This window comes from Micromonospora sp. RV43, from assembly GCF_001029515.1.
GTDB lineage: Bacteria > Actinomycetota > Actinomycetes > Mycobacteriales > Micromonosporaceae > Micromonospora > Micromonospora aurantiaca.
The window spans coordinates 1-13002 of the sequence record NZ_LEKG01000205.1 but is presented as its reverse complement, the minus strand read 5'-3'; the positions used below and the strand labels follow the sequence as shown (position 1 = coordinate 13002).

Genomic DNA, 13002 nt, shown 5'->3' with positions numbered 1-13002 from the left:
CGGTCGGTTACCGCCACAACCCCGAACTGGCGGCCGTTCCACCAGCACCAGCACCCGACGTGGTGACATCGCCACCCCGTCACCCCCGCCCGGGCCGGTATGCCGGAAAAGTGACCGCGTGCGGGCGGGCATGACTAAGGTCGGTGAAGGGCCGGGACGGCCCGCCGCGCGTACCGCCACCCGCAGGAGCATCTCGTGCCCACCGCAGCGCCGGAGCCCGCCGGCCGGCGACCGCCGGTCCGCGATCCGGAGGCGCCGCGCCGGGTCACGCTGCTCGAACTCTTCTTCGACCTGGTCTACGTGGTCGCGCTCGCGTTGATCTCGCGCAACCTGATCAGCTCCGTGTCCTGGGAACGGGCCGCCGAGTCCCTGGTCATGCTGATGGCGATCTGGTGGACCTGGGCGATCACCACGCTGGTCACTGACATCTACGACCCGCAGCGCACCGAGATCAAGCTGCTGATCGTGGCGGTGATGTTCGGCGCGCTGCTGATGACCATCGCCATCCCGGAGGCGTTCGGCACCCGAGGGCTGGTGTTCGCCGGCACGTACGTGGCGATCCATCTCGGACGCGGCCTGTTCCTCATGCCCGCCGTACGGCGGCACCCGCAGAGCAACCGCCGGGCCCTGCGCATCTTCGCCTGGTTCGCCGTGTCGGCGGTGCCCTGGCTGGTCGGCGCGCTGGCCGCGCACGGCACCGCCCGGTTGTGGTTCTGGGCCGGCGCCCTCGCCATCGACTACCTGGGGTTCCGTCTGGCGTACCCGGTGCCGGGTCTGGGCGCGGTGCCGGAGTCCCAGCGCAACGTGACCGCCGAGCACCTGTCCGAGCGGTACCAGCAGTTCTTCATCATCGCGCTCGGCGACGCCGTGCTGGTCGCCGGCACCGTGTTCAGCCTGCACCACTCCGAGGTGGAGAACCTGGCCGCGTTCGCCACCGCGTTCGCCACCACGCTGCTGCTCTGGCACATCTACGTGCACAAGTCCGGTGAGCTGCTGCCGGACGCCATCGCCCGGGCGGCTCAGCCGAGCCGGTTCCTCAACACCGCGCCGTACACCCATCTGCTGATGGTGGCCGGGGTGGTGACCACCGCGGCGGGCTTCGACCTGGTCCTGCTGGAGCCGACCGGCCACACGCCGCCGGCCTGGCTGGCGGTGATCCTCGGCGGGCCGGCGCTGTTCCTGATCGGCCGGGGCGCCTTCGAGTACGAGGTGTTCAGCCGGGTGTCTGCGTCCCGGCCCGGCGGGATACTGGCACTGCTCACGATCGCCCCGGCCGGGTTGTTCCTCGCGCCGGTCTACGCCTCCGCCGGGGCGATGCTGGTGCTGGCCGGGGTCGCTTGCGCCGACTACCGCCGCAGCCGGGGCCGCCCGCCGGAGGAGCCGATGCCACCGCACTGAGGTAATCGGAATCGGCCGTGCCGGTACCTGTGCGCCGTTTGGCGGATCACCCGCACGGGGTACAAGGCCTCCACCTCGAATCCACCACGACCCCAGTGGAGGCAACTGATGCGCGGCACCTCGATAGTCGGCGTCCTGGTCGTCATCTGGCTCATCATCGGCGCCATCGCCGCCGGTCAGCGCGGCTACTACGGCAACGACGAAACCAACTGTGCGGAGGCGGGCACGATCCTGGTCACGATCGTGGCCGGCCCGCTGAACTACATCGGCGCCAACCCGAAGGTGGACTGCAAGCTCCCCGAGCCGTCGAAGTAGGCGGCCACCCCCGTACTCCCCTTCCGGCCCGCGCCCGCCCGGCGAGCGCGGGCCGTTCCGTGCCCGCGGCGCGGACCGTCACCACCCTTACGGCGTCCTAGGAGGCTGGGTTTCGCCTGGTTTGCCGCCGGAACCGGTGGGAACGGCAGCGGTTCGCCGACGACGGAACGGAGAACCGGGCATGCGGATCGGCTACAAGCTCGCCTCGGAGGCGTTCGGGCCCCAGGAACTCATCCGGCAGGCGGTCCGGGCCGAGGAGGCCGGTTTCGACTTCGTCGAGATGAGCGACCACTACCACCCCTGGCTGGAGGTGCAGGGGCACTCCTGCTTCACCTGGAGCGCGCTCGGCGCGATCGCCGCCCGCACCACCCGCATCGCCCTCGCCACCGGCGTCACCTGCCCGTCGGTCCGCTACCACCCGGCGATCGTCGCGCAGGCCGCCGCCACCATGGCGCTGATCTCCGACGGGCGGTTCACGCTCGGGGTGGGCGCCGGCGAGCGGCTCAACGAACACGTCGTCGGGCAGGGCTTCCCCAGTGTCCGGGGGCGGCACGAGCGGCTGCGCGAGGCGCTGGAGATCATCCGGCTGCTCTGGCAGGGTGGCTACCGCTCGTACGGCGGCCGGCATCTCCAACTGGAGGACGCCCGGATCTGGGACCTGCCCGAGCAGCCGCCGGTGATCGCCGTGGCCGCGAGCGGCCGGGAGTCGGCCGGTCTCGCGGCCGAGCTGGGCACCGGCCTGTTCGCCACCGAGCCGAAGTCGTCGATCGTCGACCAGTACCGCAACGCCGGCGGCCAGGGCCCGCGCTACGCCGAGGTGCCGATGGCCTGGGCCACCGACGAGGAGTCGGCGGTCCGTGCGGCCCGGGAGACCAGCCGCTGGGCGATCACCGGCTGGAAGGTGATGAGCGAGCTGCCCAACCCGGTGAACTTCGACGCCGCCACCGCCTGGGTCGAGGACCACCACATCCGGCAGCAGTTCTCCGTCGGCCCGGACGCCGCTCCGCACGTGGAGAAGGCGCGCACGTACGTCGAGGCCGGCTTCGACCACATCGTGCTCCAGAACGCCGGGCCGGACCCGGACGGCTTCCTGGACTTCTGCGCCCGCGACCTGCTCGCCCGCGTCCGCGCGCTCGGCTAGCGCTCCGCGCTCCCCCCGCGCTCGGCCGGCCGCGCGCCTCAGCCGGCCCGCGCGCCTCAGCCGCCGACGTGGATGCCGGGGCGGCGGGTCGGGTCCGGCTCGGACTTGCGGATGATCTCCCGTACCACCGGCGGGGTGTCGCCCCGGCCGAGGATGAGGTAGCGCAGCAGATGCGCGATCGGGTTCCCCTCGGACCACTCGAAGTGGCAGTGCGGGCGTACCCCCGTGGCGTCGCGCAGCGCCAGCAGGATCGCGGCTATCGCGTTCGGCGCGGCCGGGCTGCTGGTACGCAGGATCCGGTAGCCGCCGGACTCCACCCCGTGCACCCGCAGCACCTGGCTGAACTGGGACGGGTCGCTCACGTCGATCTCCAGGAACAGCACGTCGGCGGCGCCCGGCACCGGGTTCATCGACCGTTGCGCCCGTTCCTTGACCCGGTACTCCTTCACCGACCCGCTCTGCCGCTTGTTGGCGATCAGGTGCAGCCGCCCGTCCCGGGCCACCGACTCGTCGACGAAGCGGCGGGCCGGCTCGTCGAACTCGATCCGCTCGGCGCGCAGCTCGGTGGTCCGGGTGACCCGGGAGATCAGCGACACCGCGACGATCCCGGCGATGAAGAACCCGGAGATGGTGATGCCGTCGGGCTTGGCCACCACGTTCTCCACCAGCGCGTACAGCAGCACGGCGGTGAGCAGCGCGAACCCGGCCGCGGCGGCACGGCTGCGGGCGCGCAGCGCCGCGATGGTCACCGCTATCGCGCCGGAGACCATCATCGCGAGGATGCCCGTGGCGTACGCGCCGGCCTGGGCGTTCACGTCGGCGGAGAAGGCGATCGTGATGGCGATGCTGATCGCGGTGTAGACCAGCACCACCGGACGCACCGCCCGCCCCCACTCCGGCGCCATGCCGTACGACGGCAGGTAGCGGGGCACGATGTTGATCAGCCCGGCCATCGCCGACGCGCCGGCGAACCAGAGGATGAGCACGCTGCTGATGTCGTAGACGGTGCCGAACGCCTCGCCGAGGTGCTCGTGGGCGAGGAACGCCAGCGCCCGGCCGTTCGCCGGCCCGCCGGGCTCGAACGCCTCGGGCGGGATCAGCACGGTGGTCACGAAGGTGGTGGCGATCAGGTAGACCGACATGATCAGCGCGGCGGCGGTGAGCAGCCGGCGGGTGTTGCGGATCCGGGCGTCCAGCCGCCGCTGCGCGTCCTCGCCCTCGCCGCGCACCAGCGGCATCATGCTCACCCCGGTCTCGAACCCGGACAGGCCGAGCACCAGCAGCGGGAACGCGAGGACGCTCGTGGCCAGGACGTCGCCGGGCCCGCCGGTGCCGGCCAGCCGTCCGGTCCAGTCGCCGAGCAGGCCCGGGTCGGCGACGACCTCGGCCACGCCGACGACCACCACCACCGCGTTCAACGCCAGGAACGCCGCCACCAGCGGGATGGCGACCTGCACGGCCTCGCTGAACCCGAGCAGGAACACGCCTCCGAGCACGAGCAGCAGCGCCACGGTGACCAGCACCGCCGCCGTGCCGCCGTGCCGGAACGACGCAGGCAGGACCGGGTTCTCCAGCAGGTGCACGCTGGCGTCGGCGGCGGAGAGCGTGATCGTGATGATCCACGAGGTGGCGACGAAGCCCAGCAGCACCAGTACGAAGACCTTGCCGCGCCAGAACGGCAGCAGCCGCTCCAGCATGGCCACCGAGCCCTGCCCGTGCGGGCTCTCCCGGGCCACCCGGCGGTACATCGGCAGCATCCCGAGCAGCGTCAGCGCCACGATCAGCAACGTGGCCAGCGGGCTGAGCGCGCCGGCCGCCACGGCGGCGATGCCGGGCAGGTAGGACAGCGTGGAGAAGTAGTCGACGCCGGTCAGGCACATCACCTGCCACCACGGGTGGGACCGGGTCTGATGCTCGCGGATTTCCGGTCCGACCGGCTCGACCCGGTGCGCGAACAACCACCGGTGCAGCCGGCCCGCCGGTGCCGCCGGCCGCGTCGGGGCCGCCACCCGTTCCGGCAGCTCCGGCACGGCACGGCCGGCCCGCTCGGCGTGGTCGCCGTGCCGACCGGCCCGGGCCGCCGCGGCCGCGTGCGCCTCCCGGCGCCGCTCCCGCGTACGCCTGGGCTGTTCCGGCTCCCCCGCCTGCCCCATCTGCTCCCCTTCGTCCCTATGAAGACGGTAGGGGTTGTCCCGGGTGCGGCCCGGCCGAACCGGTCAAAGATCCGGTCCGCGGGCCAGCGCGTCGCGCACGGCCGCCGGGTCGGCCACTGTGACGGTGACCGCCGGGTGCCTCAGCCAGGGGCCGGGGGCCAGCGCCGGCACCGGCGCGGCGAAGCGCAGGCAGAGCCCGCCGGCCACGCTGGCGCCGAAGGTCACCCCGCCGTCGGCCGCCGACAGGTGCGGGCCGATCGCCCGCCACCAGCGGTACGGCCCGCTCAGCTCGGCCCCGGTCACGTTGCCCGGCGTGGTGCGCAGCAGCCACGGCCCGAACCGGACGACGAGCGCGTCCGGGCCCCAGTCGAGCCAGGCCGTGGCGGGCCGTACCCCGAGCAGCGCCAGCGGCAGCCGGAACGCCGGGTCGAAACGGAACGGGAAGCGGCGGACCGGGCCCGGCGGGAGCGCCCCGGGGCCGGCCGGTTCGTCTGGCGGCACGGCGGCGACGTACCCGGTGCGGCGGCCTCGACACCCGCGGGCGGCGTTCCCGCGTCCCGCGCCCGGACGGCGGGACGCGGGAACCCCCAGTCCCGGCTACTGCAGGAACGCCCCGAGGGGCGACAGCAGCAGCCGGCCGAGCAGCGCGGCGTTGTCGTCCAGCCGCATCCGCTCACACTCGCGGGCGTCCGGGTCGTGCCGGCAGCGCCAGATCTTCTGCGCGTTGCGCCAGGCCACGTTCCGGGTGTATTCCACCAGTTCGCCCTGGTACCAGTCGTCGATGTCGCCGTTGACCATGTCGATCATGAGTTGCCAGTTGTCCAGGTAGCCGCGGCGCAGCTCCGGGATCCGCTCGGCGAAGATCTTGTTGATCTCCAGGTAGTCGCGGTGCTGGTCGCTGCCGTCGATCGGCTCGGACTCCAGGCTGTCGAACGTGGTCACCAGCGCGAACGGCAGGTCGTAGTTGATGTGCGCGTTGACGCCGGCGGCGGCCGACGGCAACGGCCGGGCGTCCGGGCCGCGCATCCGCTTGAACAGACACGACCACGCCTTCGGGGTACTCGGGCTGGAGTCGCTCCAGAACCGCAGCGCCTCGAAGTAGCGGGCCGCGAACTCCACATCGAGCCGAGCCAGGAACGCCGGGTCGCAGAACCGGTCGTCGTACAGGCCGTCGAGCACGGTGCTGGTGATGACCAGGTAGAGCTTGTTGAAGTCGGCGAGCGGGCAGCTCTCCTCCAGCGGCGGCAGCCGGACCAGCAGATCCTGCAACTTGGTCAGATGGTCCACGACCGCCGGCACGTCGGCGGGGTGGTCGGCGAGCAGCCCGACGATGTCCTGGTGCACAGGACCCCAGACCGGTTCGGTCATCTCTCCTCCACAACGGCCGGCGCCCCCACGACGCCACCACCCCTGTTCCGCGGCACAGCCTGCCAGCCGCCGTCCACACCGCGGATCCGTCGAACGACGTATTGCCGACGTACGCCTACTCCGCGCCGTTGCGCAGGAAGATGGCGCTGGCCTGCACCCGCGTGCGTACCTGGAGCTTGTCGAAGATGTGCGAGACGTGGACGCCGATGGTCCGCTCGCTGATGAACAGCCGCTGCCCGATCTCCCGGTTGGTCAGTCCCTCGGCGACGGCGGCGAGCACCTCACGCTCCCGCGCGGTGAGCGTCGCCAGCTCGTCCACCGCCGGCCCGGCGGGCGCCGCCGCCCGCTGCCGGGGCACCGGAGCGGGGTCCGGCGCGGCGTCCAGTGCCACCCGGGCCCGCGAGGCGATGGTACGGATCTCCGCGGTCAGCGGCACCGCGCCGAGCGACTGGGCCATCGCGTACGCCCGGTGCAGCAGCTTGCCGGCGGTGGCCACCCGGCTGCGGCGGGCCAGCAGCGCCTCGGCCTGCCGCAACCGGGAGTACGCGGCCGGGTAGGGGTGGTTGCGCCGGTCCCACTCGAGCGCGGAACGCTCCCACAGCGCCGGGTCGCCGCGGCCGTCGTCGAGCCGGCTCAGCTCGGCGTCGCAGAGCGCCAGGAAGCCCTCGGCGACGTACCGCACCGGTGCGCCCGCCTTCGCGCTCTTGCCGGTCACCCGGTCGACCACCTCGCGCAGCCGGCGCACCGCGTTCGGGTCCACCTCGATCGTGCGGCTGGCCGCCGCCTCGGCCTCCGCGCGCAGCCCGTGCCAGGCCAGTGTGGCCAGCACGATCACGTCGTCGGAGCGGCTCTCGGTCAGGCCCCGCTGCACCGCCTGCCGGGCCAGGTCGTGCCGGCCCTGCCACATGGCCAGGCCGGCCCGCAGGATGAGCATCGGCAGCACGTGCCGGGCGCCGCCGCCGGCCAGCACCGTCGCCACCGCCTCCAGGTCGCGGTCGGACGCCTCGACGTCGCCGTACCCGACGGAGAGCCGGCACCGCGCCAGCAGCAGCTCGACCGCGTCGGCCCCGGACGGGCGGTGCCGCAGCGCGGCCGCGACGACCTTCTCCGCCTCGGCCCACTGCCCCACCCGGAACAGCCCGTTCGTCGCCACCGCCAGCAGCCGGGTCTCCCAGGTGCGGCCGAGCCCCAGCTCGGCGACCCGGTCGGCGCCCCGCCGGGCCACCACCACCCCCTCCTCGAGGATGTTCAGCGGCCCGGTGAGCAGCTCGGCCAGGTGCAGGTACGCGCAGGCCACGTCCTCCGGACGGCCGGACCGCTCGGCGGTCTCCAGCGCCTGGCGCATCACCGCCAGCCCGGCAGCCGGATCCTCCAGGAACGCCTCGCTGAACCCGAGCGCGGCGCTGGCCATCACCACCTCGGAGGTGGTGCCGGGAACGTCGGCGGCGAGCGCGAGGGCCTCCCGGGCCTGGTCGCCGGCCTCGGCGTAGCGGCCTAGGTGCAGCAACAGCTCGGCCAGCCGGGCGGCGGCCGTGCACCGCTCCTGCGGCGTGCAGTCGGGCGAGTCCAGCACCCGCCGGTACTCCTGCTCGGCGGGTGCCGACCGGCCGGCTGCGGCCAGGTAGCGGGCCCGGCGGATGCGCAGCGCGCAGACCGGCGGGCCGGACGGGTCGTCGGCCAGCTCCTCCAGCAGCGTCAGGGCGCGGGCGTGCTCCCCGCTGTGGTGCGCGGCCTCGGCGGCGTGGCTGAGCAGCTCGGCCCGGTCCACCTCGACCGGCTCGGGCCGTGCCCCGTCGGGCGGGACGGAGGCCGGCTCGGTGGCCAGGGTCAGCGCGGCGGACCAGTGGCGGTGCGCCTCGGCGTACCCGTGCAGTCGTTCCGCCTCGCGGGCGGCGGCCATCGCGGCGGGCAGCGCCCGGGCCGGCTCGCCCGCGTGCCGCCAGTGGTGGGCCAGCCGGGCCTGGTGCAGCTCGGCCGGTACGGCGGTGAGCGCCTCGGCGTAGCGGCGGTGCAGCGCGGCCCGCTCGGCTGGCAGCAGCTCGTGGGCCAGGACCTCGGCGACCAGCCGGTGCCGCAGCCGGTAGCCGTCGTCGGCGCCGACCAGCAGGCGGTGTGCGACCGCCTCGCGGACGGCGTCGAGCAGTTCCTCCTCGGGCAGCCGCACCACCTGGGCCAGCAGCCAGTGCTCGACCGGCTCGACGCCGACCGCCACCGCGTGCACGACCGCGTGCGCCGGCTGGGGCAGCGCGTCGACCCGGTCGAGGAACACCTCGCGCAGCGTGTCGGAGAGGCCGTCGCGGCCGTCGCGCCGGTCGCGGGCCAGTTCCTCCACCACGAACGGGTTGCCGCCGCTGCGCTGCCAGAGCTGGTCGGCGGCCTCGGGCGGCAGCGGCGCGCCGACCACGGCTGCGGCCAGTTCGTCGGTGGCGGACCGGTCCAGCGGCAGCAGGTCGATCACCCGCACCGAGCGCAGCCGGCGCAGCTCGGTGAGCACCCGGCGCAGCGGGTGCGCGCCGCGCAGCGACTCGGCCCGGATCGCGGCCAGCACGGAGAGCTGGAGGTCGCCGAGGCCGGCCAGCAGGTAGAGCAGGAGCTGCCGGGTGCTGCGGTCGACCCACTGCAGATCGTCGAGGACGAGCACCAGCGGCCGTCCGCCGGCCACCACGTGCAGGCCCTGGGCGACGCGTTCCAGCAGCGCGCCGGCGCCGTCCGGGCCGGGGGTCTCCTCGTCGAAGACCTGCAACACCCCGCGGATCGCCGACGTGGTGCGCGCCTGCGCCTGCTCGGCGTCGAGCCGGCGCAGCGCCTGCCGTACCGGGTGCAGCGGCGAGGCGTCTCCGATGTCGAGGCAGGTGCCGGTGAGCACCAGGGCGCCGGTCTGCCGCAGTTGCTCTCCGACCTCGGTCAGCAGGCGGGTCTTGCCCACCCCGCTCTCTCCGGTGAGGAACACCGCGCCGGTCTGCCCGGGCCGTAGGTCGTCGAAGAGCGCCGACCGCAGCGTCGCCATGGTCCCGGTACGGCCGACGAGCGGTGCCGTGTCCACGTCGCTGGCCATGGAACGCAGCCTAGTCACAGGTCCCCGCACCGTTCTACGGCCTCGGGGCCGGACTCGTACCTCTCGCGTCGACTACACGACTAATGGTTGCGGGTGCCCGACATACGTCGTCCTACAGATCCCCCGACAACCCGGTGGTGAAAGTCTGCTGAGGTCGTCGGGCACCACGATCGGGAAAGGGTGGGTGCGATGTTGATCACCACGCCCGCAGGGAGTCGGGAAGCCGTCATCGCGGCGTGCCGGCCGGTGCCCGAGGAACGGCGTACCGTCACCGTCCTCTTCGTCGACATCGTCGGCTCGACCCGTCTGGTCGAGCGGCTCGACCCGGAGGACGTACGCGCGTTGCAGCGCGCCTACTTCGGCACCGTCGCCTCGGTGCTGCGCCGCTGGCGGGGCGTGGTGGAGAAGTACGTCGGCGACGCGGTGATGGCGCTGTTCGGCACGTCCGGTTCGGACGGTCTCGACGCGTACCGGGCGGTGCGGGCCGGGCTGGACATCCAGGCCGCGCTGGAGCGGCGGCGACCGGCCGGCATCCGGCTGCGCGTGCGGGTCGGCGTGGCGACCGGCGAGGTGCTGCTGGACCTGGCCGGGGTCCACGACGGCGGCCACGGCGCGGCCAGCGGCGCGGTGATCACCACGGCGGCCCGCCTCCAGGAGCACGCGCCGCCCGGCGGGGTCGTGGTCTGCCCGGTCACCCGCACCGCGGTGGCGGGGCTGGTCGAACAGCGTCCACTCGCCACCCTGACGCTGGCCGGCAAGGCCCTGCCGCTGGATGTGTGGCGGGTGACCGGGGCGGCCGGGAGCAGACCGGCCCGGCACCGCGTCCCGCTGGTGGGCCGCCGCCGGGAGCTGGCCGGCGCGGCCGACGAGGTGACCCGGGCACTGCGCGAGCGCCGTCCCCGGTGGATCTCGCTGGTCGGGCCGCCGGGCAGCGGCCGCAGCCGGCTGCTGCACGAGGTGACCCGCGCCGTGTCGCACGTGGACGGTGTGCCGGTGCGCCGGCGGGTGACGGCCTGCCCGCCGTATCCGTGCGGGGAGCTGGCGCCGCTGGCCGACCTGGTCCGTCCCCGGCCGGACGGCTCGGTCGCGGACGGCCCGGTCGCGGACGGCCCGGGCAGCGGCGTGCTCGCGGCGTTCCTCGCCGCGCCGGACGACGACACGGTGGCGGCCCGCGCCGTGGTCGCCTGCCGCGAGGCGCTGCTCGGCCTGGCCGCCGACGCGCCGGTGGTGGTGGCGGTGGACGACCTGGACCGGGCCGCCCCGGCGCTGCGCCGGTTCCTGCACCAGCTCCACGTGGCCGCGGGTGAGCGGGGACTCCCGCTGGCGGTGGTCACCACGTGCGGCTCCGGCTCGGCCGACCCGCTGCCCACCCCGGCGCGGCGGATCCCGGTGGAGCCGCTGGGCCCGCTGGACACCGGGCGCCTGCTGCGGCACCTGCTCGACCGGGCCGGGCGGCCGGCCGCGCTCGCCGCGCGGCTGGTCGCGCTGGTCGGCGGCAGTCCGGCGGTCGCGACCGCGTACGCGTCCGCGGACCCGGCCGGCGAGCCGGGTGGCGTACCGGCCGCCGCGCGCCGCCTGGTGGACGCCCGGCTGGACCGGCTCGACGGTACGCACCGGGCGGTGCTGCTGGCCGGCGCCGCCCGGAGTGGCCCGGTCGTGGCCGCCTCGGTGGAGGCGATGCTCGGCTGGCCCGCCGGCCGGGCCGGGCCGGTGCTGCGGGCCCTGGCCGCCGCTGGGCTGCTCCGCCAGGTCACGGCGGACGGCTGGGCTGTTGACGCGCTGGTGGCGCGGGTGGCCGCGATGCGGCTGTCCCGTGCGGTACGCGCGGACTTCGCCCGCCGCCTGCGCGCCGCGAAGGACACCGCTGCCGGCCGTGTGCCGGCAGCGGGAACCGGCGTCCCGTCCCGGGGCGCCGGCGAGCGGGAGGTCTGCCCGCTCGGGGCGGGACGGTCGCGCCGGTCGGGTGGAGGGGCCCGACCGGCGCCCGTCCCGCCGGACCGGCCGGACGGGTCCGACGCGCTGTGTCCGGTGCCCGGGCAGCCGGGCCGGTCCGGCGCGTTCCGGGCGGTGCCCGCACGGCCGGGGCAGCCGGTGCGCGCCGGACCGGCGACGGGCGGCGCGACGGGGACCGTCGCGGATGCCGCGGAGTGGTCCCGGTGGCGGAACGGCCCGGCGTCCGCGGTCACGGCGTGGCCCGGGCAGCGGACCGATCCGTCACCAGTGGTCCCGGCACGGCAGGAGCGGCGGACCGGTCCGCCCGGGCGGGTGGGCCGGAACCGGCGAAGAACCGGGTCCGGCGGGCAGGCGCTCGGGCTGGCCGCATGACGTCCGGGTCGGAGCGGGCACGGGGCCACTCCGGCCCGGACGTCACCCGGCACGCAGGTGTGCGGGCGCGGGCCGGCGGGCCGGCGATCAGTCGCGGGCGATGGTGCGGCTGCGGCCCCGGAACTCGGCCACCACCTCGTCCCCGCGTCGCACGCTCACGTCGTAGATCCCGCTGCGGCCGTGCCGGACCCGTTCGGTGGCGTACGCCTCCAGCAGGTCGCCCTCGCGTACCGGGCGCAGGAAGCTGATCTCGCCGCCGGCCGCCACCGTGGCCGGGCCGTGGCTGTTGCACGCCAGCGCGAACGCGGTGTCGGCGAGCAGGAACACGAAGCCGCCGTGCCCGATCGCGTGCCCGTTGAGCATCGACGGGGTGACCCGCATCCGAGCGACCGCCGCGCCGTCACCGGCCGAGACGAGTTCGATGCCGAGCCCTTTGGACGCCACGTCGGCGTCGAACATGTCGTGCGCCGCCGTGCGGCCGCCGTCACCGCTCATCTCAGGACTCCCGCCGCTGGTCGACGATGCGGCGCATCTTGCCCATCGAGCGTTCCACCCCGTCCGGCTCGATGACCCGTACCGCCACTGACACCCCGATGGTGTTCTTGACCTGCTCGACCAGCGTCGCGCCGGCCCGCTCGGCCTCGTCGGCGGCGGCGCCCGCGCGCCGCTCCACGTGCACGGTGAGCGTGTCGAGCCGGCCCCGCCGGTCGAGCACGCACTGGAAGTGCGGCGACAGGGCCGGGGTACGCAGGATCAGCTCCTCGATCTGGGTCGGGAAGACGTTCACCCCCCGGACGATCATCATGTCGTCGGTACGCCCGGTGATCTTCTCGATCCGCCGCATCGGACGGGCGGTGCCGGGCAGCAGCCGGGTCAGGTCGCGGGTGCGGTAGCGGACCACCGGCATGGCCTCCTTGGTCAGCGAGGTCAGCACCAGCTCACCCCGCTCCCCGTCGGGCAGCACCTCCCCGGTGACCGGGTCGATGATCTCCGGATAGAAGTGGTCCTCCCACAGGTGCAGGCCGTCCTTGGTCTCCACGCACTCGACCGCCACACCCGGGCCCATCACCTCGGACAGGCCGTAGATGTCGAGCGCGTGCATGTCCAGGCGCTGCTCCAGCTCGCGGCGCATGTCCTCGGTCCACGGCTCGGCGCCGAAGACACCGACCCGCAGCGAGGTGGCGCGCGGGTCGACGCCCTGGCGTTCCATCTCGTCCACGATGGCGAGCATGTAGCTGGGGGTCACC

At 74.6% G+C, this 13002-nt stretch carries 10 protein-coding genes; 4 read left to right on the top strand and 6 right to left on the bottom strand.

Annotated features, from left to right (window positions below; genetic code table 11):
• Positions 1 to 195: 195 nt before the first annotated feature.
• The 3 genes from ABD52_RS32785 (at position 196) to ABD52_RS32775 (ending at position 2854) form a co-directional block, all read left to right on the top strand.
• On the top strand, positions 196 to 1398 hold the full coding sequence (locus tag ABD52_RS32785) for a low temperature requirement protein A (protein WP_047894284.1): 1203 nt from the start codon (positions 196 to 198) through the stop codon (positions 1396 to 1398).
• A 108-nt stretch (positions 1399 to 1506) separates the two neighbouring features.
• Positions 1507 to 1713 carry a hypothetical protein gene (locus tag ABD52_RS32780; protein ID WP_013286658.1) on the top strand — a complete coding sequence of 69 codons (207 nt, stop codon included), beginning with the start codon at positions 1507 to 1509 and terminating at the stop codon, positions 1711 to 1713.
• Between the two features lie 181 nt (positions 1714 to 1894).
• A complete protein-coding gene (locus tag ABD52_RS32775; RefSeq protein ID WP_047894283.1) occupies positions 1895 to 2854 on the top strand; it encodes a TIGR03557 family F420-dependent LLM class oxidoreductase in 960 nt (319 codons plus the stop codon).
• Between the two features lie 56 nt (positions 2855 to 2910).
• Here ABD52_RS32775 and ABD52_RS32770 read toward each other — a convergent pair whose 3' ends face one another.
• The 4 genes from ABD52_RS32770 to ABD52_RS32755 form a co-directional block, all read right to left on the bottom strand.
• Positions 2911 to 5007: a hypothetical protein gene (locus ABD52_RS32770; protein WP_036310118.1), complete on the bottom strand. Its 2097-nt coding sequence runs from the start codon at positions 5005 to 5007 to the stop codon at positions 2911 to 2913.
• Positions 5008 to 5070: 63 nt separating this feature from the next.
• Positions 5071 to 5508 carry a hypothetical protein gene (locus ABD52_RS32765; protein ID WP_047894282.1) on the bottom strand — a complete coding sequence of 146 codons (438 nt, stop codon included), beginning with the start codon at positions 5506 to 5508 and terminating at the stop codon, positions 5071 to 5073.
• 96 nt (positions 5509 to 5604) lie between these two features.
• Positions 5605 to 6375: a DUF5995 family protein gene (locus ABD52_RS32760; RefSeq protein ID WP_013476553.1), complete on the bottom strand. Its 771-nt coding sequence runs from the start codon at positions 6373 to 6375 to the stop codon at positions 5605 to 5607.
• A gap of 115 nt (positions 6376 to 6490) precedes the next feature.
• Complete coding sequence (locus tag ABD52_RS32755) at positions 6491 to 9430, bottom strand: helix-turn-helix transcriptional regulator (protein WP_047894281.1); 2940 nt, start codon at positions 9428 to 9430, stop codon at positions 6491 to 6493.
• A gap of 189 nt (positions 9431 to 9619) precedes the next feature.
• Between ABD52_RS32755 and ABD52_RS32750 the strand changes: the two genes are divergently transcribed.
• The gene (locus tag ABD52_RS32750) at positions 9620 to 11755 is read left to right on the top strand and encodes an adenylate/guanylate cyclase domain-containing protein (RefSeq protein ID WP_047894280.1); all 2136 of its coding nucleotides are present in this window, start codon (positions 9620 to 9622) and stop codon (positions 11753 to 11755) included.
• A gap of 87 nt (positions 11756 to 11842) precedes the next feature.
• Here the strand turns inward: ABD52_RS32750 and paaI are convergent, their stop codons facing one another.
• Positions 11843 to 12250: a hydroxyphenylacetyl-CoA thioesterase PaaI gene (gene paaI / locus ABD52_RS32745; protein ID WP_013286666.1), complete on the bottom strand. Its 408-nt coding sequence runs from the start codon at positions 12248 to 12250 to the stop codon at positions 11843 to 11845.
• A gap of 1 nt (position 12251) precedes the next feature.
• Positions 12252 to 13002 (bottom strand): AMP-binding protein (locus tag ABD52_RS32740; protein WP_047894279.1); only part of this gene is annotated, 751 nt, incomplete at its 5' end.